Here is a 24,140-nt window from a genome sequence, read left to right as displayed (position 1 = left end):
TGTCCGGGACTGCCTGCAGTGTTATTTGTTCATCTTGAAGTGCGCATTCAATTGTCCGCGCAGCATTCGTTCCATCACTTTGCCTTTTTTCGTTTTCTGCAGATCCTTCCTGATTTCATAAGTCTGCACACCTTCCTCGCGTTTATCGGCAATCTGTAGAAGAATTTCTACATCGGAAAAAGAGTATTTGCGCGTTCCGCGTTTGGTACGCTCCGGGTAAATGAGTCCGCGTTCTTCATAATAACGGATCTGTCTCAGGGAAAGCCCGGTCAGTTCATTGACCGTCCCGATAGAAATAACCTTTTTATGCTTATACGACATACATTCTCCTCCTTGGCGGCTAAGGACGGTTCAATCGTTCTACAAGCGTTTCCAGTTCAGTCAAGGTGAGGGTGTAGAGTATTTCATCAGCAGCCTGATAGATGCCGGCTTCAATCAACTTTTGAATATAGTATTCTTTCATTTGGTCAACGGCCGCTCGCAAGTGGTGGGACATTATACATCACTCCCGTTCGGATTCCATTTTTTGTTTAAGTTATAATCAGTCTAATAGGAATTGTCTTAATTGTCACTCTTTATGTTAGAAAATCTGACATAATTTTTTCAGAGTGTGAGAAGATGTTCCATTATACGTGTCACCTTCCCGAATCTTTTATCTTATTCCATTAAAATGAAGAAAGTCGGTGGGGAAGATGGCTTTTGTGGCTGCTGGATTCATGAAATGCTGCAGGCACCGGTTGTTCCTGCTTTTTTCTATAAGATTATAATCATCTCTGTTTATCAGAGGGGGAAAAGGTGAATAGGACAAGAAAAAAGGACAGTGATATCTATGTGGATCAAGCATCCATATTTTAAATATGTGACAGGGGCCGTATTATTTTTAATCCTCGTTTACTTTCTTGAAAAGCTGGATTTTCTAGATCCGGTAAAGACTATTTTCAGTACGCTGTTTTATCCACTGCTGATCGCCGGTTTTCTCTTTTACATACTCCGGCCTGTAGTCAACGTTTTAAGCCGGACGCGTTATCTTCCTAAACCGGCAGCGATCCTGCTGGTGTTTGCTGCAATTGGCGGGGTGTTATATGCGGCCGGCCGGGCCCTGTATGAAACGATTCAAAAACAAATCAACAATATATCCCAGCTCCCTGACAAGGTGAAAAAGACCGCGGAAGAAGCCTCGGACACTTTAGAGAAGAATGACATGGGGATGGTATCCGGAGCGAATATCCAGCAAAGGGTGACGGAATACTTCGGCGGACTGACCCAGCAGATCGGTAGTCATATGTCAGACATTTTCTCAACCATTGCTGGGGCAGCCTCCGTGCTTGTTATCGTGCCGTTCGTCTTATTCTTTCTACTGAAGGATGGGCACCGGCTCCTGCCTTTCTTAAAGAAAGGGCTCTCTGAGAAATTGAAGCCCCGGGGAGAAAGACTGCTGAAAGATATAGATAAAACCGTTTCTTCCTATATCGTCGGACAGGTAACGGTGGCGGCGATTGACGGAGTGCTCACCTATATCGGATATGTCATCATTGGTCTTGATTTTGCTCTTATTCTCGGACTCTTTACAGCGTTCGCCTGCATCGTTCCTTTTGTAGGTCCTGTCATCGGGGCAGTACCTGCTATCGGAGTGGCCCTGATGCAGGAGCCATCCATGGCGTTTTACGTTGTCATCATATTCGTTGTTGTGCAGCAGCTCGAAGGAAATCTTGTAGCCCCGTATGTTTTTGGAGAGAAGCTGAATATTCATCCGCTCACCGTCATTCTGCTCCTTGTTGTCGCTGCTCCTTTATACGGAGTGGTAGGAATGATTATAGCGGTACCAACGTATACAGTCATCAAAGTCATTTTGAAGCACAGTTATCAAACCTATCAATTATATTATTCTAAATAAAGAAAAGCCTGGAACCCGTTTCCAGGCTTTTCTTTATGCTGTCCTCTAAACAGGTCGAGAGTTTCAGAGATATCAAACACCTATTGAATTTTTATTCGATAGATTGTATAGTTACTTAATATCAGAAATGTTTATTTATGCACTTATACTTATAAAAATGTCGGAGGAGGAAGAAGAATGGAACTACAACAGGCAAAAACGAAAGAGACAGCAGGAGCATCTGCTTATACAACGAAGCAGTGGATGAAATTCATCCTTCCTTCTATCATCGGGATTCTATTATTTCTCGTACCTATTTCTATTAATGGTAAAGTAACGATCGGGCTCGGAATTCTCGCGGACGGACTTCAAGGGGCCATTGCTGCTTATATTCCAGCTTTTATGACAGGGGTCATCGTCTTATCGACACTCGGAACGTTCTTCGTGAAATTCGTTCCCGTGGAAAAGAGAAAACCGGAGGCCTTCTTGTTTCAATTATTTGATGTAGGACCGCTTTGGATGGCCTTCCGTTTCCTTGGGGCCGTTTTTGCCGTTTTGACTCTCACACAGACGGGGCCGGCGGTGATTCAGTCGGATTTGACCGGCGGTGTCGTATTGAACGATCTGATCCCTGTATTGATGGTCTGGTTTTTGTTCGCCAGCCTGTTTATGCCGCTGCTCTTGGAATTTGGACTGATGGATTTTATCGGTACTGTGGTGCGGAAGGTCATGCATCCCCTGTTTAAGCTTCCGGGCCGGTCTTCGGTCGATGCGATGGCTTCCTGGATGGGAAGCGGGACTGTCGGGGTTCTATTGACGACCCAGCAGTATGAGGGAGGATATTATTCTAAACGTGAAGCTTCTGTGGTGGCCACGAACTTTTCCATTGCTTCCATTGCCTTCAGTTTAGTGATCGCCAAATTCCTGAATATCGATCACAGATTTGTTGCCTTTTACTTTACAGTCGTCGTCTGTGGTATAGTAGCCGCGGTCATTTGCCCGCGTATTCCTCCCCTGTCGAGAAAAAAAGAAACGTACTACGGGCCGGTCGGAAAACAGATTGATGAAGTCGTTCCGGAGGGAGTTTCTTCATTCAGATGGGGATTGGAAAAAGCGGTGGAAAAAGCCGATCAAGTGAAAAGTGCTGGAACGGTTGTGAAAAAAGGGGTTTATAATGTACTGGATATCTGGCTTGGATTGATTCCATTGGTTATGGCTCTTGGAACGGTTGCGCTGGTAGCTGCGGAATTCACACCTGTCTTCACGTATTTATCCTATCCATTTCTTCCTCTGCTGCAGCTGCTCCAGATTCCGGAAGCATCAGCCGCAGCTCCTGCGATGATCGTCGGGTTTGCCGACATGTTCCTTCCGGCTGTTGTAGGGAGCGGGATTGAATCAGAGCTGACCCGTTTCATAATCGGAGTCATGTCTCTTACGCAGTTGATCTACATGTCGGAAATTGGCATTCTGTTAATCAAATCTAAAATTCCGATCAACTTCTTTGAACTGTTCATCATTTTCCTGCAGCGGACCGTCATCACGCTGCCTGTGGCCGCATTGATGGCTCATCTCTTCTTCTTCTAAATACGCTGTTCATAAAAAGAGGCGCCGCTGAATATCAGCGGCGCCTTTTATTTCAATAGGGGAGGTCATTACATTCATAGGTTTCGGCTCTTTGTTTCGTTTTCAGGGGGCCTTTAAAGCTTTTATCCTTCAATGTTATAAAAAAGTTATCCTTCTCTGCGGCTGGAATGTTGCTGATGCTTGATATCCACGCGGAAATTAGGGTAGAGTATGAAAGGATTCTAATCTTGAAGAAAGAAGGAGCATGTATGGAAAAAGAAAATAATATCAAGGGAAATGGCTTAGCCTTAATTCCTTTTCTCGTCTTTATTGTCCTTTTTATCGGGTCTGGGATATGGACCGGAGATTTCTACCAAATGCCGGTGCTTGTCGCTATTTTTGCAGCGATTTTAACAGCCCTGTTTATGAATAGAAAAACGGATTTCCAGACAAAACTGCAGCAGTTTACAGAAGGAGGCGGGCATTCCAATATTATATTGATGGTCGTTATCTTTCTGCTTGCCGGAGCCTTTTCCACTGTCGCTGAAGGGATGGGAGCCGTAGATTCGACGGTTAACCTCGGATTGGCGGTGCTGCCTGGTCAGCTGCTTATTGTCGGCCTGTTTCTTATTGCGTGTTTTATCTCCATTTCCATGGGGACATCAGTGGGAACGATTGTCGCGCTGGCGCCGATTGGAGTCGGTATTGCGGATCAGACAGGTTCGGCCCTTCCATTAACTCTGGGAGCGCTCATCAGCGGGGCGATGTTCGGGGATAACTTATCGATTATCTCTGATACGACAATCGCGGCTGTCCGTACCCAGGGAACGAAGATGAAGGACAAATTTCGTGCCAACTTCCTCATCGTCCTTCCGGCAGCCATTGTCACAGCTGTTATATATGGTGTGCTGACCGCTGGTGCATCCGGGAGTACCCAAGGAGATCAAAGCTTTGAAATCATCAAAGTTCTTCCTTATCTTGGAGTACTCGTATTTGCGGTGATGGGGATTAATGTCATCTTCGTCTTAATGGGAGGAGTGATCTCAGCCGGGCTGATCGGCCTTCTGATGGGGGATTTCTCAGGAATGGAACTCATCACTCTCATTGGGGATGGCTTTGCCGGAATGCAGGAGCTTTCTCTGCTCGTTATCCTTCTCGGAGGTCTGGTTGAGCTGATCCGCAGAAATGGTGGAATCGATTTCCTATTAGAAAAAATCAGCAGTCGTGCCCGCTCCAGCCGTGGCGGTGAATTCAGCATCGCCGGTCTTGTTGCCGCTGTGAACGTTTCGACAGCGAACAATACGATCTCTATTATTACGGCGGGTCCGCTTGCTAAACAAATTTCATCACGGTTCGGGATTGACCCTAAACGATCGGCGAGTGTGCTTGATATCTTCTCAAGCTCTGTGCAGGGATTGATTCCGTATGGGGCGCAGATTTTATCTGCTGCCAGTGTAGCGAGTATATCGCCCGTCAGTATTGTACCGTTCGCCTTTTATCCCATTCTGCTGGCGTTATCTGGAATCCTTGCTATTCTGTTCAGGTTTCCACGTTCTCACGCAAATCAGAAGTAAAGCATTTGAAAAAGCATCAAGCCCTGGCTTGATGCTTTTCTTAATTGAAATTGACCATTGGTTATGTAGGAAAGTGGGAATAGGTCAATGGGCATATTCAAATGAAGCTTGTTATCCGTTTTGATTGACGGACAGCAGTGCCTGTTTCAAATCATTGTAGGTTTCCAGCTCTTTGAAGCTGATTTCTGAATCGATGGCAGCCATAGCCATTTCTGTCCGGATGCCGGTCAGAACGGTCCTCGTACCGAGCAGTTTGATGGTTTTCGTTAGATTGAATAAGTCATGAATGAATACATCATCAAACGTGGCGATTCCTGAGAAATCAATGAACAATAGCCTCAGGTTGTATTCTTTCACTTTATGAAGGGTATGATCTTTAACGACTTCAAAACGGTCCGGTGAGAATTCTCCCACCAGGGGCAGCACAGCCTGAAATTCATCAATAAGCACCACGGGAGTCGATACTTCATTTAAATCCTTCTCGATTTTCTCATGTTCTTGTTCTTTCAATTTATTATAGTTATCTGTGGTGGCACGAATCGCTGCATCAAAGGCAGTCACGACTTCTTCGGTGACGAGAAAGCCTTCTTCCACCTTCGCTTCCTTGATCATGTCTGACTTCCTCATGTGCTTCATCAAGGAGAGGCGGAAAACGCAAAGGACATCTACGGTCTGTTTGAGAAGCACCCCCTGGGAATAGAGGTAATTATTCGTATCATAACCGATTTCGGCGGCGTTGGTTTCCTCTGGATGCTGCAGAAGACTTCTCGCCACACGATCAAGAAGCAGGGACAGCATATCGAAGTGATAAGTCAATTCCTGATCGGTATAGTCGATTTCTAATTGGTCCAATGTTGCGGGAAGCAGTTCACTGACAAGTTTTGTCTGGTTATCTTCAAAGTATTGCGCGAGTCTTTGGTTTAAACTGTCCATTTTTGGTCTCCTTCCGATAAGCATTATTGTACCTATACCCTTTTTCATCGTTCTATAACTTAAAATTTCCCAGTCTGAGCATTTGATTCTATACTTATTTTACTCGGATGACTGTCCGGAAACAGCGAGGTACTGTTGATTGGAAAAAGGGGTGAACTGCTGCCCATTCCATGAAAGGGGCGTTTGGATGAGACCGAGACCATCGGCATTATACCGTCCGATGACTCGTTGGAATGCGAATAATTCATATACACCATCACCGTTGAAGTCGACGGGATATAACTGATTGAGTCCGGATACTGATCCTTGGATCGGGATCAGCAGTGTCCCGTCATCGGCATAGATTTCGGAAAGATAGTCCTCACTGCGGTTACTCAGGTCAATGATAAAAGACAGGGCGAGTGTCTCATTCGTCACGTTCACTTTATAATCATTTTGGTAAGTGACGGTATACGTAAATAAAGAATCGAAGGTCTCATAATTAAATAGAAGAGAAGGCTGATTGTTTAAGAATGCATAGACATAGTAATAACCAAATCCGCCGCTTCCGCCTGAGTCCATGCTGATTAAAATATTATCGATGCCATTACCCGTGAAATCACCTAAAAACAGCCGCGGTTGATATCCAGTGTTTGTAATGAGGGGAATACTGTAAAACTGCTGGGTGCGCCCGTCCTGGATAATGAGCGTAATGCCGGTTACGTACGGACTGTCCGGAGACTGATACCCGGTCAAGTACACATAGTCGGTGATGGAGTCTCCGTTGACGTCTCCTTGAGCAAAAGCTGTAACAACTGCCGTTTCTGCCTGCCGCCTGAAGTAATGCTGCATGACGCAGACCTCCTTTGTTACAGCTTATGCAGACTGGATCAGCAGAACCAAAAAAAAGAGCCCGGGAGGGCTCTTTTTTAAAGACGGCTGAATCCTTCCTGTTCAAGGAAAGACGCTGCTTCCTGGTAGGAGTTGAATGCCCCTTCCAATGTTTCATCAGCATAGACGTTGTAGCCGTCTTCTTCTCTTAATAAAATTAATGCCTGATCGCGATCGTTCAGCCATTCTTCCATAACCGGATTTTTTTCAGCCGGGGATAAGGAAAGGGAGTCAATCGCCTCTTTGATTAAATCTTTCAAAGCATCGGGGCTGTAGTCTTTAATATTGATCATGCCGCGCTCATCCGTGTCTGCGCCTTCGATTTCACCGGCATAGACAAAGCCGTTACCATTTGGATGAAGGCGGTATACAATGATTTTCTTATCATAAAGGCTGTCCTCATAGTGGAAATTCACTCGTCCAAGCGAGACATCTTTCCGGTCTAATTCTGAAAACTCTTCAATGATTGCAACTTTTTCTTCAAATGTAAGCATAACGTCCTCCTGATGTGATTCGTAGGCTTAGTATAGCACAACCGCGAACGTCATACATCAAGTCTGAAGCAATCATTTTGCGCCGAAGTTCATGCGTGTGTAACGCCCACGGACGATTTGATAGATGCCGTACAGCATCAGTCCCAATCCAGCAATACCGAGAAGGACCTGTCCAAAGGGCTGCTGGGATATTTCAGAAAGAGCACCGTCCATGCCTTTAGCCTGATCAGGGTTGGACGTCACAGCGGTCCGGATGAAGAAAAACCCAATCAAGCCAAGGACGACTCCCCGGGCAGATAAACCGAAGCGTCCACTCGTTTCAGCTACTTTCCGTCGATGCTTGTCCATATCACCATGGTTGAAAGATTTCATAAAACGTCCTGTGGATCCTTGGTAAAATTCGTAGACGGCATACCCGATCGTAATGATACCGATAGTTCCGACGAGCCATTGACCAAAAGGCTGGGATAATAATTGCGCGGACATGGTTTTCTCCGTGCTTCCCCCGCTTGAGCCTGCATTCACAGCGATTTTCACTGCATTGTAGGCAATACCACCATAAATGACAGCAGCTACGACATACCCAATCCGGGTGATGATCCCTTTTGCGTCACTGCCTTTATTGGCCGGGTCAAGAACGGCTTCGATCAAACGCCAGATAATGTAGCCGAGAAGACCGATGGCCACACCCCATAACAGGATTTCACCAAAAGCTACTTGAGCCACGGTACGGAACATCCCTGATGTTCCGGTCGTCTTTCCGCCCCCGACACCGATGACCGCCATGAAAGTCAGGAGGCCGATCAGCATGTATACCGTTCCCTTGGCCATAAAACCGAATCGGGCCAGCCGGCGGATCCATGGTTTTATATCCTCCTTGGTTTGTTGAGCATCTGAATTGCTTGAGGATGTAAATGTAGAAGCCATCTTTTTTTGTTCACTCCTTCTTTAACTTATGATTGCTTAGAAAAGTATTTCCCGATGTGGGAAAAAAAGAAACCGGCTCGTGGTGGAAATCATGTTAAAATAGGGGAGAGAAAGGGGGCGTCCTATGTATATGACTGTAAAGGAAACTGCTGCATACCTGGAGCTTCCTGATGACTATATCGAGTATCTGATTCATCATAATAAAATTAAAACGGTCCATGATGGAGAGCAGTGGCTGATCAATAAACATCAATTCTCCAAGCATTTGGAGCAGATGGAACACTACAGGGAATTGATTCAGGAGTATTTGAACAGCCCTATTCCGGAAGATCCTGATGTTAAAGATGAAGACTAAAAAAACAGAGCCGAATACAGGCTCTGTTTTTGGCTATTTTCGAACAGCTACGGCTTCAATTTCTACCCTGGCTCCTTTAGGCAACCTGCTGACTTCAACGGCGGCGCGTGCAGGATAAGGTTCTTTCAAATAGCCTGCATATACGTCATTCACAGCAGCAAAGTCATCCATGGAAGCAAGGTAGATATTCATTTTAGCTACATGGGAAAAATCGAGATCGGCTTCCTTCAGAACGGCCTTCAAGTTTTTCATAACCTGATGGGTCTGTTCGGTGACGTCATCGGATACAAATTCCATCGTGTCTGGGTCCAGAGGGATCTGGCCGGAAAGAAAAACAAGGCTGCCAAGGTCAACCGCCTGGGAGTAGGGTCCGATGGCACCGGGTGCCTGGGTAGTGGAAATCGTTTGGAACATGGTTCTGCCTCCTTTTATGTATGTGGCTAAAGTTTACCACGTTTCTTTCTTTGGACATAGCGTTATCAGCCGGCAGTTAACATGGGTCCTTCGTTCTTTAAAAGGAACGGGTCCCCCTTTTTGCGGTTTAGGCTTTTGGAAACGGGGAAAATGATTGAGGAAGGAGTTGAGGGCATGTCGTATAAAGAAAGACTTGAAAAGCAGATTGAAGAATTAAGAAAACACATGTATGACATATATAATAAAAATCCGGAGGATCCGGAACTGTTGCGCATTTCCCAGGATCTGGACGACCTTCTGAATCGTTTTGGAAACGAGGACAGCTTTCACTGCTCAAACCAGTGAGCCTTTTTACATACGAAGAGCTGCATGGTTTGATGGTTTTGACGTGTTGTGTTAAATTATCAGTAATGCCGCCCTGCGATCATTACGACTGCGGGAAACTTAACCATTCCTACAGGGTGGCAGGTTTCATACATAAAAAGAGCCTTCTGCATCGAGCAGAAGGCTCTTTTTATATGTTTTCAAGGTGCAAACGCTTTACTTCAAGAAAAAAAAGAATAAAAAAATAAATATTCAGAAAATGGGTTGTTATTCGACAAAGAAGCGGCTAGAATACTTTTTATATTCTCATTTGGAAGGAGGCTCAGCGATGGTCACATTTATCGCATCTGTTGCTTTACTTATTCTCGGTTATTTGGTTTATGGAAAGGTGGTCGAACGCATTTTTGTCATCAATGACAAAAAGACGACACCGGCCTATGAACAGAATGACGGATTTGACTACATGCCTATGAGCTGGTGGAAAGCGAGTTTGATCCAGCTCCTCAATATCGCTGGGCTTGGACCGATTTTTGGTGCTGTTATGGGTGCTCTTTACGGGCCCGTTGCATTTATATGGATTGTCATTGGATCAATTTTCGGAGGAGCAGTCCACGATTACTTCTCTGGAATGATGTCTCTTCGCCATAAAGGCGAGCAGTTTCCCGGCCTTGTAGGGAAATATCTTGGAAGCCCTGCGCGTGTCGTCATTAATATTCTATCGATTGGTTTGATGGTGCTGGTTGCCGCGGCATTTACTGCAGGACCGGCTCAGCTGATGGCAGAGGTTACACCGCTTGGTTTCTTTACATGTATCCTGCTTATTTTTGCTTATTTTCTGGTAGCAACTGTTCTTCCAATCAATAAAATTATCGGAAAAGTGTACCCGATTTTCGGGGCGATTCTTATCTTTATGGCAGTCAGTATCGGGATTGGATTGTTCTTCTTTGATAACCCGGTTCCAAACCTGACCGTAGAGAACCTTCATCCTCAGGAGCTTCCAATCTGGCCGCTGCTGATGGTTACCGTTTCCTGTGGTGCCATTTCAGGGTTTCATAGTACTCAGAGCCCGATTCTTGCCCGGACGTTGAAGAAAGAAAGCGAAGGAAGAAAAGTGTTTTATGGCGCAATGATTGCCGAAGGCATCATTGCCTTGATCTGGGCTGCAGCTGGAATGGCTTTCTTTGGGGGCACCGGGGAGCTTCAAACGGCCCTTGACGCAGGTGGACCAGCCAGCGTGGTCAACGAAATCAGTACATCTACGCTCGGAACTCTCGGTGGTATTCTTGCCGTTCTCGGTGTTATCATCCTTCCGATTACGACAGGGGATACAGCGCTTCGGTCGTCCCGAATGATGCTGGTGGATCTTCTCAAAGGGTTTACGAATAAAGAATGGAATGGAAAATGGGCGTCGATTCTCCTTGCTGTACCTGTCGCTATTCCAACCTTCATGCTTACACAGATGGATTACAGCTTTCTTTGGCGTTATGTCGGCTGGTCGAACCAAGTGGTGGCCACCGTCATGCTTTGGACGGGAGCCATGTATTTGATGAAGCAGGCGAAATTCCATTGGATCTGCAGTGTGCCGGCGCTGTTTATGACTGCGGTGGTCAGTACCTACATCTTTTATGCGCCGGAAGGATTCGGCCTTGCTTACTCCACATCCATGATATTAGGCGCCGTCATCTGGACAGCCGTCTTCACATGGTTCGTGTGGCAGGTGATCAAACACAAAATGCAGAAACAGCAGCGTGTCCTTACAACGAAAGCAAGTTGACCTCAACACCCTCCATCGTGGAGGGTGTTTTTTGTCTATGGATATCCTCCCTTTTGGAGGGCCGATAAAAAGGGCGTTGGATGGATCATATCCTAGTAACTTTATCGGGATTTTATGATAAAATAAAGAAAGTATCGAAATGAAAGGAGTCCTGGCATGAGTAAAATATATGTACTTCATGAAAACGACGATTGGACCGGCCACTTGACGGAACGGCTGGAAGAATTGAATCTTCCCTACGAACTATGGCATCTGGATCAAGGGACGCTTGATCTGACAAGCGAGCCTCCGGAAGGCATTTTTTATAACAGGATCAGTGCATCGTCTCATACGAGAAACCACCGTTTTGCACCGGAATATACTGAGGCTGTCCTTGCATGGCTGGAGCGCCACGGCCGGACGGTGATCAACGGCAGCCGTGCGCTGCGTCTTGAGGTAAGTAAAGTCAATCAGTACATGGCTTTGAATCAGGCAGGTATTCAAACACCGAAAACCATCACAGCAGTGGGCAGATACAACATCCTTGAAGCGGCCCGCAAGCTTGATCAGTCCTCTTTCATCACAAAGCATAACCGTGCTGGAAAAGGTCAGGGGGTCCAATTGTTTCATTCGACTGAAGCTTTGAGAGAATATATTGACGGCCCGTCCTTTGAGGAACCGGTCGATGGAATAACGCTGATTCAACAGTATATCGAGGCTCCCGAACCTTACATCGTCCGCCATGAATTTGTCGGTGGGAAGTTTGTCTACGGGGTGAAAGTGGATACATCAGAAGGCTTCGAGTTATGCCCGGCTGATGCCTGCACCATCGAAGACCTTTACTGCCCGACAGATCAACAAGCGGAAGCACCAAAAGCAAAGTTTGAGATTCTGAAAGATTATCGTCCGGACGTTGTCGATCATTATGAGGCATTTTTAGAAGAGAACAACGTTCAGGTTGCAGGAATCGAAGCGATTCAGGATGCTGAAGGAAACCTTTACACCTACGACGTTAATACAAACACGAATTACAATTCTGATGCCGAGGCTGCGGCCGGTACTTACGGCATGCTGGAGCTTGCCCGTTATCTTGGCGGCCTGCTTGAGAAATCTTATGTATAAAAAAAGAGATCGATCACACCTTGTGATCGATCTCTTTTTAATGGCGTTTGCTCAGCCACAAGACTCCTGACTTGGCAAGACGGGGAAGGACACCGGTCATCGGCTTTTGGAGCATGTTGCCGAATCCGTCGTTTTTTCCAAGCGACCCGAGGGACCCCTTCAGTTTGACGTCGCCGGGACGTTCCGGTACGCGGTCCTGGAGAACGGCACGAAGGACATCTGCGACTTTTTCGCCTTGCTGGCCGGCCAGCTGTGCACTTGGAGAGTACTCGGAGGACGCACAGTCTCCTACGACATAGACATTTTGATGAGAGGGTACCTGGTAGAAATCGTTAATGATGACTTTTTCCTGATCATCTTTTTCAAAAGGAAGCTCTCGTACGAGGAAATTCGGACGTACACCAGCGGTCCATACTGTGACATCATTGATATAGCAAAGACCGTTGTTGCAGACCCCGTCTTGTTCGACGTACTCCACATTGGCATGGTGGATAACCTCGACACCATTGTCATTGAACCATTTCTCCACATATTCCTGAATCTTTGAATCAAAAGCTTTCAATACAGAAGAGCCCCGGTCAAGCAGGCGGATGTTCAAATCCGGCCGGCTTTCACGTACCTCAGAAGCGACCTCAATGCCGCTCAGCCCGGCACCTACAACGGTAATCTTGCCGTATGCTCCGAGGTTATTAATGGAATAGCCGGCACTGCGGGCTTTGGAGAACGTCTGGACACTTTCTGTAAATTGCTGTGCCCCTTCGATGCCGTGGTAGTTATCCTCACACCCGAGTCCAATGAGAAGATAATCATAGGGAACAGGCTCAAGGCCGCCTTTCACGCGGACGTGCTCGGCTTCGACATCAATGTTTTCGATTTCATCAAAAACGTAATCCACCTGCTCATGCTCTGGAAAGTCTACACGGGCATGTCGGTCGGATTCCGTGCCTGCAGCAATGGTATAAAACTCTGTTTTCAATGAGTGGTATGGGTTTCGGTCGATAACGGTGATGTGTACATCATCCCTTACGCCGTCAAGCAGCCCGTGAAGAGCATTCATGCCGCCGTATCCCCCACCTAAAATGACAACTTTTTTCACTTTTGTTCCACCACCTTCACAAATTCAAATCCCCTGCGTTCCCTTTTCGTAAACGTTTTCTATCATTTGTTACAATCATTAGCGTATCAAAAAAATCGTCGAAAAACTATATGAATGGCGCATTTATTCCTGGTTGTGGCAGAATATGGATGTCTTTTCTGATGCAGGAAGACATAGTAGAATGAAGCTAATTCAGAAAAAGAGAGGGTCAGATGATGAAGCAGGTATACAGCAGGGTGATACAATTTCGAGGCTCCCATTATGATTATGGATATTTTCAGGGGAAGCAGCTGAAAAATTCGATGACGATAAAAAACCGGGAAAAACAGTGGAAGGTACGTATCCCGCGTTTTACAGTAGAAGAATCAGAAGTGAAGGAGGCGATTACCCGCTTTGCTCCGGGCATTTGGGATGAACTTCTGGGGCTCAGGGATGCCCTGGAGTGGCCGATGGAACGAGTGATGATGGAATTCGGCGGCTACCGGGTCGACTATAAACGAAGCGGCTGTTCCATCATGACAGGAGATGGGTATTTTATCCGTAATTATGATTATATGCCGAAAACGTATGAGGGGCGTTACGCCTTGTTTCAACCGGAAGACCAGGGATACAGCACGATCGGGCCGACCCAGAGAATTACCGGCCGTATGGATGGGATGAATGAAAAGGGACTCGTTCTCGGCTATAACTTTATGCATCGGAAGCGGCCGGGAGATGGGTTTATCTGCTGTATGATTGGAAGAATCATCCTTGAAACCTGTGCGGATGTAGAGGAAGCCGTGGCGATGCTGAAAGAAATCCCCCATCGTCATTCGTTCAGCTACACGGTCTTTGATCCGAGCGGACGTACGTATGTTGTGGAAGCTTCTCCGCGTGGAACGGCTGTCAGGGAAGCGGATGTGTGTACCAACCATTTTGAAATCATGGTAGAGGAAAACCGGAACCATTTGGTGGATTCTAAACGGCGGATGGAGGCTATCCAGACCGGACGTGAACAGCTTTCCCAGGCTTACGATGCTTTCCGTCTGATGAATGATACAGCCGGCGGTGTATTTTCTGATCTCTATGACCAATGGGCTGGCACGATTCATACAGCCGGCTACCTCCCAAAGGAAGGAAAGGCATGGTTTGCCTTAGGGGGGGATCAGGAGCCGGTGGAATTGAACTTTCATCATTGGCTTGCAGGTAAAGATGAAGCACGGACGATGATTTATGGAGAAGTGGATACAGAACTGCCTTTTGTCCACATGGAAGACGGGGCTTACTGGAATGGAAGAAAACAGAGATAGGGGGAGCACAATGACGGAACGTTTGGTTGTATCATGGAGCGGCGGGAAGGATTCTGCTCTTGCCTTATATCTGATGTTGAATGACCCTGCCTATACTGTAAAAGGGCTGATCTCAACCATTTCTGCGGAAAGGAAGAGGCTTCCGGTCCATGAAGTGAAAACGGAATGGATGAGGAGCCAGGCTAAGGCACTGCAGCTGCCCTTATACGAGGTGGAACTTCCGGAAGAGGCCTCCAATGAGCAGTACGAGCAGGCGTTAGGACGACAAGCGGAGCAGCTGAGGAAAGAAGGTGTCTCTGCTATCGTCTACGCCGATCTTTTTCTTGAGGATATCAGAGATTACCGCCTGCAGCTCATGGATAAAATAGATATGGAAGGAATATTTCCTTTGTGGAAACAGCCGGCAAAACAAACAGTAGAGACTTTGATCCAGCTTGGCTTTAAAAGCATCGTGACGACCGTGGATACCGACGTTCTGCCTGCAGAATATGCTGGAAGGACGTTCGACATGGATTTTCTGGATGCTCTTCCTGAAGAGGTGGATCTGTGCGGGGAACATGGGGAATTCCATACCTTTGTCTATGATGGTCCCTGTTTCATCCAACCGCTGGCCGTCACCCCGGGCCTTCGTTTTACCTCTTTAGGTGGAAGATTTGCTCATGTAGAATTAGAGGAGCCCGGCGAATAAATATGGTAAGATAAGTAGTCGAGAAAAGATTCACTGGAGGTAATTATGGAAGACATTTTACAGTTGAAAGATAAGAACATCGTCGTGATGGGTGTAGCCAATAAGCGGAGCCTTGCCTGGGGCGTAGCGAGGTCCCTCTACAAGGCAGGAGCGAATGTCATTTTTACATATAGAAAAGACCGCAGCTATACAAAACTGCAGAAGCTTCTTGAAGAAGAAGGCGTCGAGGCGAAAGCTGTTATTCAGTGTGATGTAAACAATGATGAGAGCATTCAGGAGGCCTTTGCGAAAATCGGGGAGCAGGCAGGTGTGATCCACGGTGTCTGTCACTCCATTGCCTTTGCCCATGCGGAAGACTTGAAAGGCGATTTTATCGAAACGTCCCGCGACGGCTTTGCCTTCGCTCATGATACGAGTGCTTATTCCCTCATAGCGGTAGCCAAAGCGGCGCGGCCGTATATGACAGAAGGCGGTTCATTGATAGCTATGAGCTATCTTGGTGCGGAGCGCTTGGTGAAAGGGTACAACGTGATGGGTGTAGCAAAAGCTTCCCTTGAAGCGGCTGTACGTTACCTTGCTGAAGATATGGGACAGCAGCAGGTCCGTGTAAATGCGATTTCTGCGGGAGCTGTCCGTACGCTCGCGGCGAAAGGTGTACCAAGTTTCAATGAAATTCTCAGCAAGATTGAAGCAACGTCTCCGCTTAGAAAAAATGTGACACAGGAAGAGGTCGGCGATATGACGCTGGCCATGATGAGTCATCTCTCCCGTGGAGTAACCGGCGAAATCGTTTATGTAGATTCTGGATATAATATTTTAGGTTGAACAAAAAGCTCCCTTATTCAGGGAGCTTCAGCTTGTAGAGAAACTTCTGTTTCTTTACAAGCTTTTTTCTTTCTTGCCGCCAGGAGCGAAAGCCCCTTCCCTTTCCGCGGACGAGCGCCCGAGCTTCCTCGCAAAACCCACGCTCGGCGATCTCGGACCACTCGTTCTTCCGCAGGAGTGGAAGGGGCGCCGCTCCTTGGGAGTTCTTAAACATCGAAAATGACTCTCCTCCACCTAGCTCATCCTTGCTGGATGGAGGACAATCTTTTTCATATTCCATCAGGCAGCCGTTATCAGCACCTGTTCTTTCCCTTTTTCTTTTCCACGCAAGCGGCCATAACGCAGCCCATGCCGTTCTTTTGAATCTGCGTACACGAGGAGCGTTCGGTGGTGATGCCCGTGGCATCCATCCACCAAAAAGCGGATTGTGGCCCTTCACACGACAAATGGACAACTCTAACTAGTTAACACGGACTTTTTCTACAGCCAATAGCTCCCTTATTTAGGGAGCTTTTTTAATGGTTAGGAAACGTTTCACGTGGAAAAATTAGGGTATGGGTAATTTAGTGAGTGAAAATCAGCACAGGACCTTATCATTAGATCGGAGGCTTTACGTATGCAGAGACAACAATCAATCATCGAAGAGTCACTGAAAGCAGTTATGGAAGATGAAGATTTTCTACCGGACCTGAAGTACCAGTCAAGGGAGCAGGCGTATAAATCGCTGGTGGCCCTTCTGTCCACACCGAATCACGTGCATAAATCATACTTAAGAGTACCCATGGAGGACGGTCAGATCGTTCGTATTCCGGCATTTCGTATTCAGCACAGCGATACAGTAGGCCCATATAAAGGCGGGATCCGCTTCCATGAATCGGTCCATGAAGACGAAGTGGCCAATCTCGCTAAGCTGATGACGTTGAAAAATGCCCTCCATGAGCTGCCGTTCGGCGGAGGAAAAGGCGGCGTCGGAATCAATCCGAAAGATTACAGCGTGAAGGAACTGAACCTGATCTGTAAAAAATATGTCCAGTATTTTAACGATATCCTGGGGCCTGATAAGGATATTCCAGCTCCTGACGTAGGAACGGGAGAACGGGAAATGGACTGGATGATGGGGGAGTTCAAGGCGCTTCATCCGGGAGAACCTTACCGCAACAGTTTTACAGGAAAAAGCATTGTGAATGGTGGATCGCTGGGACGCCGGGAATCAACAGGAAAAGGTGTCTATTTTACGTTCCGCTATATGCTGCATGACTTCTTGAAGAATAATAAGGACTGGCTGGAAGGAACGGATAATATATTTGCCAAAACGGCTCTGGATCATGCCGATAAAGAATTGAAAATGGCTGTCCAGGGCTTCGGAAATCTGGGATCTGTCGCCGCGCTTGAATCCAGGAAATGTGATTACTTAAACAACAAAGTGGTCGCTGTAAGCGATGCAAACGTCATGCTTTACAACCGTGAAGGATTGGATATTGAAGCACTTGTGGAATTCACGAATCAAAACGATGGAGACCTTCCAACCGAAGATCAGCAGCTGGAGGAGCACGAAATTCAAGCGGAAATCAGAGATCGGGATGAACTGCTTACCATGGATGTCGACGTCCTGTTCCTTGCTGCGCTGGAAGATCAGATTCACGAAGGCAATATGAAGGATATCCAGGCGGAAATTATTGTTGAAGGCGCCAACGGACCTATAACAGAGGAAGCAGATAAGCACTTGGCGGATAAAGGTGTCTTAATTATTCCGGATATCCTTGCCAATGCGGGTGGTGTGATCGTTTCCTTCTATGAATGGGTGCAGGGAAGAGAGGCGCGTTTCATGAACGAAGACGAAGTATTTGAACGGCTTTTTGATAAAATGAAACATACGATGGATACGATTCTTCCGCAGTTCTTCGGAGACCCCTTCCCGCTTCGTCAAAACTGCTATATCCACTCCGTTATGAAATTGTCCAACATTATGTACCGCCAGGGAAAACTATACTGAAGAAAAAACTCAGCCTTTCAAAGGCTGAGTTTTTTGTGCATTTTTCCGGAAAAGTGGGAAAGGTAAGGAGTGATGAACCTAGAAGGAGGAATTATCGTGTTAGAAGGAAAATCTGCCTTAATTACAGGATCAGGACAAGGCATCGGTTTGGAAATTGCTACGGAATTTGCAAAAGCCGGTGCCAAAGTTATGTTAAATGACATTAATCAGGAGACATTGGACAAATCGGTCGAGGAACTTCGTTCTCAAGGCTTTACTGTCGAAGGTGTTGTCGCCAACGTGGCGAAAGAAGATGATGTGAAAAATGCGATTGAAGAGACGGTCAGTAAATTCGGCAGTATCGACATTCTTGTCAATAATGCCGGGATTCAGCACGTGGCTCCAGTGGAGGATTTTCCATCTGAGAAGTTTGCATTGATTCTTGATATTATGCTCAAAGGCCCATTTTTCGGAATCAAGCACGCCTTCCCTCATATGAAAAAGCAAGGGTACGGACGTGTCTTGAATATGGCCTCCATCAACGGTTTAATTGGGTTTGCCGGTAAAGCGGGGTACAACAGTGCCAAGCACGGGGTCATCGGACTGACGAAAGTGACGGCTCTGGAGGGAGCTGATGACGGCATTACCGTCAATGCCATCTGCCCGGGCTATGTGGATACGCCGCTTGTTCAGAATCAGTTGGAGGACCTGGCGAACACGCGGAACATTAAGAAAGAAAAAGCCTTGGAAGAAGTTATCTATCCACTGGTCCCGCAGAAACGTCTCCTCCAGGTACAGGAGGTTGCTGACTACGCCATTTTCCTTGTCAGTGACAAAGCGAAAAGCATTACTGGTCAGGCTGCAGTAATTGACGGTGGGTATACCGTTCAATAAATCCATAAAGGAAAACCCTGTACCTTGTGCAGGGTTTTTAAATGACTTAGATGAAAAAAGGGAGGAACTTCTGAATATGAGAAGTTCCTCCCTTTTTTCTATATGATCATTTGGAGACGTTTGCGGCAGCCGGGTTAATTGATTCCCATCATTGCCAGCAGGATGATGGCTATGGTTGCAATCATTGGAATGACCAAGCCCACTACAAATACGTCTTTGTAGGAATCCTTATGGGTCAGGCCGGTAACTGTGAATAAAGTCAGCAGTGCCCCGTTGTGAGGAAGGATGGAAGCGCCTGAAGCTACAGAGGTAATTCTGTGGAAGGCTTCCAGGCTGAGTCCCTGATTCACAGCTATATCATAATACTCCTGACCGAGCGCTTCCAAAGCGATTCCCATACCACCGGAAGCAGAGCCGGTGATCATCGCTAACAGCTGGACAGCGAAAGCTTCTGAAAAATAAGGGCTGAGTGGAATACTGAAAATAAGGTCTTTCACTGTATCAAATCCGGGGGAAGCGGTAACGACTGTCCCGAAACCAACAGCCGCACTCGTATTGATGGTCGCCATAACCGATCCGGAGGCACCACCGTTAATGGCTTTGATAAAGTCCTTATAATCTTTCCAGTTAAACGCCATAATCAGCAGGATCCCGATGAGCAGGGCGGTCAGGATATTCAAATCAAATATATTCAACGTCGCTACGACTGCAATGAGGGGGATGGTGGATAGAATCCAGTTTGGAAGTTCTTCCTCGTTGACACTTTTCACCTGGTTATCCCCTTCAGGCTCTGTAAAGGTCTCATCATTTTTAGTCAGCCGGCCTTCGCGGAATTTTAAATAAAAGTATCCGCCGACAGCCATGATTAAAGCGGCGACGATGCCCAGGATCGGTGCTGCCATCGTATTGGTTTCGAATGTATTGATCGGGATGATGTTCTGAATCTGTGGTGTACCCGGAACAGCGGTCATCGTAAATGTGAAAGCGCCGAGAACAAAGGTGGACGGGATCAGCTTTCTTGAAACATTCGCTTCTCTGAACATCGCTACAGCGAGAGGATAAACAGCGAAAACGACGACGAACAGACTGACACCGCCGTAGGTTAGGATAGCAGCCGACAGCAGCATCCCCAGTATCGCACGTTTTTTCCCAATGACACTGGATATTTTATGAGCGACTGACTGGGCAGCACCTGTATCCTCCATCAGCTTTCCGAAAATCGCACCGAATAGGAAGATGGGGAAGTAGTCTTTCGCAAAGTCGACGAATCCCTGCATGTACGTGTCGGTATAGGCAGGGAGGATGTCCATTCCGCTTAGAATAGCGACAAAGCCTGATACGAGCGGGGCAATCCAGATGATGGACCAGCCCAGATAGGCGAGAAGCATGAGTAAAACAAGTCCTAATAGGATACTAATCATGATGATTCCCTCACTTTATGTGGTTGATGTCTGTTTTACTATGTCCAATTCAGCGGATTTGATGAACCACAAAAAAAACTGCCGGCGCTTGGCCGGCAGTTTTGTTGATCAACCTGTATTACGAAGTCCTGCAGCGATTCCACTGATCGTCAACAGTACTTCTGTTAGAATTTCATCGTTTGGATCTTCTTCCTTGCGGAGCTCTTTAATCAACTCCACCTGCAGGAAGTTCAATGGATCGACGTAAGGATTCCTCAGACGGACGGATTCCTTGATCGTCGGCTGGTGATTCAACAGTTCATCATCCCCTGTAATCCGGAGGAGAATTTCTTTCGTACGCTCATATTCTTCAACGACTTCATTGAAGATCCGTTTTCCGATCTTTTCATCCTGGACAAGCTGGGTATACTCACGAGCCGTTTGAATGTCGGCTTTCGTCAAGGCCATCTGTAAGTTATTGATGGTTGAACGGAAGAACGGCCAGTTTTCATACATCTGCTGCAGTTGTTCAAGTTGTTCGCTGCCCTGATCGGCATAATAAGCGAGACCAGATCCTGCGGCGTACCAGGCGGGGAGAAGCTGACGGTTCTGTGTCCAGGCAAAGACCCAAGGAATGGCGCGCAGATTTTCAAACTTGGAGCTGTCCTTACGCTTCATTGGGCGTGAACCTATATTCAGGCCGCTGATTTCTTGAAGCGGTGTGGCTTCATTGAAGTACGTAAGAAATTCAGGGTCACCGAAGACAAGGTCCTGGTATTTTTTAAGAGATACTTCGGAAATTTCTTCGATGGCCTGTTCCCATGTGTCTTCACGATGGTGGCCCTGCTCTGATTCCTTCGAGACATTGGCCGCTCCTTCCACAAGAGTGGAGGCTGCCTGTTCCAGACTTCGGTAAGCAATGTCACGAAGCAGATAACGGGAAGAAAGCACTTCTCCTTGTTCGGTGATTTTCACTCCTTCACCAAGGGTTTCAGCAGGCTGTGACAGCAGGCTGCGGTTCAATGGTCCGCCTCCGCGGCCTAATGAGCCGCCTCGGCCATGGAAGAACTTGAGACCGATACCATAATCCTCGGCCATTTCACGGATTTCCTGCTGAGCCTTGTACAGGCGCCAGTTGGCCGTGAGTGTTCCACCATCTTTACTGCCGTCGGAATATCCGAGCATAATTTCCTGTGAGCTGCCGCGCTTTTTCAAGTGGCGGCTGTATATGTCCATATCAAATACAGTTTTAAGAATCTCAGGTCCGGCAACGAGATCGTCCACGGTTTCCAGCAGCGGGGCAACATTGATGTTGCTTTCCACAGTGCCGTCGGCGTGAAGTCTGTAAATACCTGCCTCTTTAGCAAGGACAAGAACTTCTAGAAGATCACTTGCGGCTTCTGTATGACTGATCAAGTAAACTTCAATGGAGCGTTTACCGAACTCCAGGTGAGCTCTACGGATCATTTGGAAAACGGTCAGCATCTGCTGGGTGGACTCTGAATAATCCTCGTTCAGCAGGGAAATCGGACGTGGGTCCTTCAATACATCCTGAAGAACGGCCAGCTTCCGCTCTTCAGAGAGAGCTGAATAGTCCTCTTCAATTCCAACCTTGCGGAGCAGCTCGGTAACCGCAGCTTCATGCTCTCCGCTGTGATTACGGATGTCCAGGGTAGCGAGATGGAAGCCGAACATTTCCACCTGACGGATCAACTTTCTCAATTTCTTCAGTTCGCCGCGGTTCGGCTGATGGGTCTGGGCGCTTTCTTGAATAAGGAGGAGGTCCTCATGCAGTTCATCTGCATCTTTGTAACCAATCTCAGACCGGCCTACCTGACGCAGCCGTTCAAGGATGATGGCAAACTTCCGGCGATAAATTTCCCGGTCATCCCGCCATCTCTTTTCTTCAGAAAGAAGAGGTTCCTGCTCCTCGATCGATTGTTTCAGAGCTTCGGTCACGGTCACCTGTGTCGAAGAGTGGCTGAATCGTTTCATCAGCTCCACAAGCACCTGGTCATATTTCTTTAAAGCCAGCTGCCGTTGTTTCTCAAGCGTTTCCCAAGTGATTTCAGGAGTCACGTTGGGGTTTCCGTCACGGTCTCCACCAATCCAGGATCCGAATTTGAGGAAATTCGGTACGTCCCAGTCTTCTCCCGGGAAATGATCTTCCAGTCGATTTTCAAGCTCCTGATGAATATCAGGAAGAACATCAAACAAGGTCTGGTCGAAGTAGTACAATCCATTCCGTACTTCATCCATGACGGTCGGCTTGCGTTCACGGAGTTCATCCGTCTGCCATAGAACCGTCACCTCGTTCTGGAGGCTGTCCTGAAGACTTTCGCGTTCTCCTTTTGTGAGCTGCGGGTGATCAAGCTTTTGAAGGATTGCAGCAATCCGTTTCTGGATTTCAAGCACGGTTCTCTTGGTTGCTTCCGTCGGGTGCGCGGTAATGATCAATTCAAGGGAAAGATCGTGGAGCACATCCTGAATCAACTCTTTCGAAAAGTTGTTGTTTTTCAAGTTAACCACGGCACTTTCCAATGAAAAAGGCTGCGCCCCATGATCTTCACGGAGTTGATATTCTCTTCTTCTGCGGATTCTGTGGTTCTGCTCAGCGATATTCACAAGATGGAAATAGATGGAGAATGCGCGGATGACCTGCGAGCGCATAGGCGGCTCGAGGCTCTGGATTTCTTGTTTCAGCTGTTTATAAGTATGCTGTTCAGGGTTTTGTCGTAAGTCTTTGGTCAACTGGCGGATGGTTTCTACTTTATTTAATAATTCTTCACCGCCGTGATGGACAAGGATGTTTCCAAGCATTTGTCCAAGGGATCGGATATCTCTCCTCAGGGGAGTCGTGTGGTCGTTCGTACTGTTAAGCGTTGTCACAATTTCACCTTCCTGTCAGATCTGTAAAATGGATAGTATTGTGCTTCATAATATTATCAGAATTATTTGTATAGTCAAATGTTCAGCAGGAGCCTGTGCTTTTATATGGAAGCAGCGAGGTGGAAGGTATGCTTCCGTAAAGCGTGCTGGTTATAGACATGTAAGCGCTGCCTTATGCTCTGAGTAAAGAACCCTCTTTTCTATTTTAATTTTTTTTGCAGCAGAAAACAAAGATATAAATGATATGGAAACATCCGCTAATTTTTCCATTCATTTTTGGAGAGGACCATTTCCAGTGTGTGCCAGGGATGGGTGTCCTCCATTTCCTTATTTTTATCTTGTTCTTTGAATGAGAATCCCGCTTTTTCATATACGCGGATAGCCGGGGTGTTGAAGGCGAAAACGCCTAAGGTGACGGTCTTCAGATGAAGTCGGTCGAAGGCGTAGGTTGTGACTTCACGCAGCATCTGGGTGGCAACCTTTTTTCCGCGGTGATCGGGATTCGTAATCACACGACCGATTCTTCCTGTTTTAAGACGTTCGATGCGGCCGATGGAAATGTGTCCGGCCGGGCTGTCCTCCAACAAGGCTGTGAACGATTGACGGTCCTCCTCATTCAAGTATTTCTCCCACTGCTTCAAGGAGAGAGGGTGCTCAAAACCAGAGCCGCTCCATTGTTTGAGCTCGTCCTTTGTTCCAATCCATTGACTGATCGTTTCAAAATCTTCCAACCTTGCATGCCTTAATTTCATAAATAAACTCCTTTATAAACAATGGTCCGTTTAAATTTTATTAGGGAAAAGAGGTTTCTGTGCTTTCCAGTACATTCCCTGCCCTGCTTTAAAGTGGTAACAATTCAGCTGTTTATATTCCATCATATCAGGT

General features: G+C 46.9%; 23 protein-coding genes. 12 read left to right on the top strand and 11 right to left on the bottom strand.

Annotated elements, in window-relative coordinates:
• Nucleotides 1–21: 21 nt before the first annotated feature.
• Both H615_RS0116940 and fbpA read right to left on the bottom strand, forming a co-directional pair.
• The gene (locus H615_RS0116940) at nt 22–321 is read right to left on the bottom strand and encodes a MerR family transcriptional regulator (protein WP_027956249.1); all 300 of its coding nucleotides are present in this window, start codon (nt 319–321) and stop codon (nt 22–24) included.
• A 19-nt stretch (nt 322–340) separates the two neighbouring features.
• Nucleotides 341–496 (bottom strand): Fur-regulated basic protein FbpA, encoded by a 156-nt coding sequence (gene fbpA / locus H615_RS22160; protein ID WP_084163197.1) that lies wholly within the window; start codon nt 494–496, stop codon nt 341–343.
• A 333-nt stretch (nt 497–829) separates the two neighbouring features.
• On the opposite strand from fbpA, the gene H615_RS0116930 reads away from it, so the two are divergent.
• From H615_RS0116930 to H615_RS0116920, 3 genes are all read left to right on the top strand, one after another.
• Nucleotides 830–1,894, top strand: coding sequence for an AI-2E family transporter (locus tag H615_RS0116930; protein ID WP_027956248.1), 1,065 nt, complete (start codon nt 830–832; stop codon nt 1,892–1,894).
• Between the two features lie 177 nt (nt 1,895–2,071).
• A complete protein-coding gene (locus tag H615_RS0116925; RefSeq protein WP_027956247.1) occupies nt 2,072–3,457 on the top strand; it encodes a YjiH family protein in 1,386 nt (461 codons plus the stop codon).
• 248 nt (nt 3,458–3,705) lie between these two features.
• Nucleotides 3,706–5,010, top strand: a complete 1,305-nt coding sequence (locus H615_RS0116920) for a Na+/H+ antiporter NhaC family protein (RefSeq protein WP_027956246.1) — start codon at nt 3,706–3,708, stop codon at nt 5,008–5,010.
• 111 nt (nt 5,011–5,121) lie between these two features.
• On the opposite strand, the gene H615_RS0116915 is transcribed toward H615_RS0116920, so the two are convergent.
• The 4 genes from H615_RS0116915 to H615_RS0116895 all read right to left on the bottom strand — a co-directional run bounded on the left by H615_RS0116915 (nt 5,122) and on the right by H615_RS0116895 (nt 8,234).
• The gene (locus H615_RS0116915; protein WP_027956245.1) at nt 5,122–5,943 is read right to left on the bottom strand and encodes an STAS domain-containing protein; all 822 of its coding nucleotides are present in this window, start codon (nt 5,941–5,943) and stop codon (nt 5,122–5,124) included.
• Between the two features lie 99 nt (nt 5,944–6,042).
• Nucleotides 6,043–6,774 (bottom strand): hypothetical protein, encoded by a 732-nt coding sequence (locus H615_RS0116910; RefSeq protein ID WP_027956244.1) that lies wholly within the window; start codon nt 6,772–6,774, stop codon nt 6,043–6,045.
• Nucleotides 6,775–6,851: 77 nt separating this feature from the next.
• The gene (locus H615_RS0116900; RefSeq protein ID WP_027956243.1) at nt 6,852–7,307 is read right to left on the bottom strand and encodes a hypothetical protein; all 456 of its coding nucleotides are present in this window, start codon (nt 7,305–7,307) and stop codon (nt 6,852–6,854) included.
• A gap of 72 nt (nt 7,308–7,379) precedes the next feature.
• Nucleotides 7,380–8,234: a DUF1206 domain-containing protein gene (locus H615_RS0116895; protein ID WP_027956242.1), complete on the bottom strand. Its 855-nt coding sequence runs from the start codon at nt 8,232–8,234 to the stop codon at nt 7,380–7,382.
• 124 nt (nt 8,235–8,358) lie between these two features.
• Here H615_RS0116895 and H615_RS0116890 point away from each other — a divergent pair, with 124 nt between their 5' ends.
• Complete coding sequence (locus tag H615_RS0116890) at nt 8,359–8,589, top strand: excisionase family DNA-binding protein (protein ID WP_027956241.1); 231 nt, start codon at nt 8,359–8,361, stop codon at nt 8,587–8,589.
• A 33-nt stretch (nt 8,590–8,622) separates the two neighbouring features.
• On the opposite strand, the gene H615_RS0116885 is transcribed toward H615_RS0116890, so the two are convergent.
• Nucleotides 8,623–9,003 carry a RidA family protein gene (locus H615_RS0116885; RefSeq protein WP_027956240.1) on the bottom strand — a complete coding sequence of 127 codons (381 nt, stop codon included), beginning with the start codon at nt 9,001–9,003 and terminating at the stop codon, nt 8,623–8,625.
• Nucleotides 9,004–9,177: 174 nt separating this feature from the next.
• On the opposite strand from H615_RS0116885, the gene H615_RS22155 reads away from it, so the two are divergent.
• The 3 genes from H615_RS22155 (at nt 9,178) to H615_RS0116870 (ending at nt 12,202) form a co-directional block, all read left to right on the top strand.
• A complete protein-coding gene (locus tag H615_RS22155; RefSeq protein WP_084163195.1) occupies nt 9,178–9,348 on the top strand; it encodes an aspartyl-phosphate phosphatase Spo0E family protein in 171 nt (56 codons plus the stop codon).
• 307 nt (nt 9,349–9,655) lie between these two features.
• Nucleotides 9,656–11,101 carry a carbon starvation CstA family protein gene (locus H615_RS0116875; RefSeq protein ID WP_027956239.1) on the top strand — a complete coding sequence of 482 codons (1,446 nt, stop codon included), beginning with the start codon at nt 9,656–9,658 and terminating at the stop codon, nt 11,099–11,101.
• 156 nt (nt 11,102–11,257) lie between these two features.
• Complete coding sequence (locus H615_RS0116870) at nt 11,258–12,202, top strand: ATP-grasp domain-containing protein (protein WP_027956238.1); 945 nt, start codon at nt 11,258–11,260, stop codon at nt 12,200–12,202.
• A 37-nt stretch (nt 12,203–12,239) separates the two neighbouring features.
• Here the strand turns inward: H615_RS0116870 and H615_RS0116865 are convergent, their stop codons facing one another.
• Nucleotides 12,240–13,298 carry an NAD(P)/FAD-dependent oxidoreductase gene (locus tag H615_RS0116865; RefSeq protein WP_027956237.1) on the bottom strand — a complete coding sequence of 353 codons (1,059 nt, stop codon included), beginning with the start codon at nt 13,296–13,298 and terminating at the stop codon, nt 12,240–12,242.
• Between the two features lie 215 nt (nt 13,299–13,513).
• Between H615_RS0116865 and H615_RS0116860 the strand changes: the two genes are divergently transcribed.
• The 5 genes from H615_RS0116860 to H615_RS0116835 all read left to right on the top strand — a co-directional run bounded on the left by H615_RS0116860 (nt 13,514) and on the right by H615_RS0116835 (nt 18,966).
• Nucleotides 13,514–14,587 carry a C45 family autoproteolytic acyltransferase/hydrolase gene (locus tag H615_RS0116860; protein WP_027956236.1) on the top strand — a complete coding sequence of 358 codons (1,074 nt, stop codon included), beginning with the start codon at nt 13,514–13,516 and terminating at the stop codon, nt 14,585–14,587.
• 10 nt (nt 14,588–14,597) lie between these two features.
• A complete protein-coding gene (locus H615_RS0116855; RefSeq protein WP_027956235.1) occupies nt 14,598–15,275 on the top strand; it encodes a Dph6-related ATP pyrophosphatase in 678 nt (225 codons plus the stop codon).
• Nucleotides 15,276–15,320: 45 nt separating this feature from the next.
• Nucleotides 15,321–16,100 carry an enoyl-ACP reductase FabI gene (fabI, locus tag H615_RS0116850; protein ID WP_027956234.1) on the top strand — a complete coding sequence of 260 codons (780 nt, stop codon included), beginning with the start codon at nt 15,321–15,323 and terminating at the stop codon, nt 16,098–16,100.
• Between the two features lie 616 nt (nt 16,101–16,716).
• Complete coding sequence (locus H615_RS0116840) at nt 16,717–18,093, top strand: Glu/Leu/Phe/Val family dehydrogenase (protein ID WP_027956232.1); 1,377 nt, start codon at nt 16,717–16,719, stop codon at nt 18,091–18,093.
• 96 nt (nt 18,094–18,189) lie between these two features.
• Nucleotides 18,190–18,966: a 3-hydroxybutyrate dehydrogenase gene (locus tag H615_RS0116835; protein WP_027956231.1), complete on the top strand. Its 777-nt coding sequence runs from the start codon at nt 18,190–18,192 to the stop codon at nt 18,964–18,966.
• Nucleotides 18,967–19,100: 134 nt separating this feature from the next.
• Here H615_RS0116835 and H615_RS0116830 read toward each other — a convergent pair whose 3' ends face one another.
• The 3 genes from H615_RS0116830 to H615_RS0116820 form a co-directional block, all read right to left on the bottom strand.
• Nucleotides 19,101–20,387, bottom strand: coding sequence for a GntP family permease (locus H615_RS0116830; protein ID WP_027956230.1), 1,287 nt, complete (start codon nt 20,385–20,387; stop codon nt 19,101–19,103).
• 108 nt (nt 20,388–20,495) lie between these two features.
• The gene (ppc, locus tag H615_RS0116825; RefSeq protein ID WP_027956229.1) at nt 20,496–23,255 is read right to left on the bottom strand and encodes a phosphoenolpyruvate carboxylase; all 2,760 of its coding nucleotides are present in this window, start codon (nt 23,253–23,255) and stop codon (nt 20,496–20,498) included.
• Nucleotides 23,256–23,512: 257 nt separating this feature from the next.
• Nucleotides 23,513–24,007 (bottom strand): GNAT family N-acetyltransferase, encoded by a 495-nt coding sequence (locus tag H615_RS0116820; RefSeq protein WP_027956228.1) that lies wholly within the window; start codon nt 24,005–24,007, stop codon nt 23,513–23,515.
• Nucleotides 24,008–24,140 lie beyond the last annotated feature (133 nt).

Origin of the sequence: Halobacillus kuroshimensis DSM 18393, assembly GCF_000425705.1 — a bacterium.
GTDB classification, from domain to species: domain Bacteria; phylum Bacillota; class Bacilli; order Bacillales; family Halobacillaceae; genus Halobacillus; species Halobacillus kuroshimensis.
The sequence above is the reverse complement of the archived record's forward strand: the minus strand, read 5'-3'. Positions and strand labels throughout refer to the sequence as shown.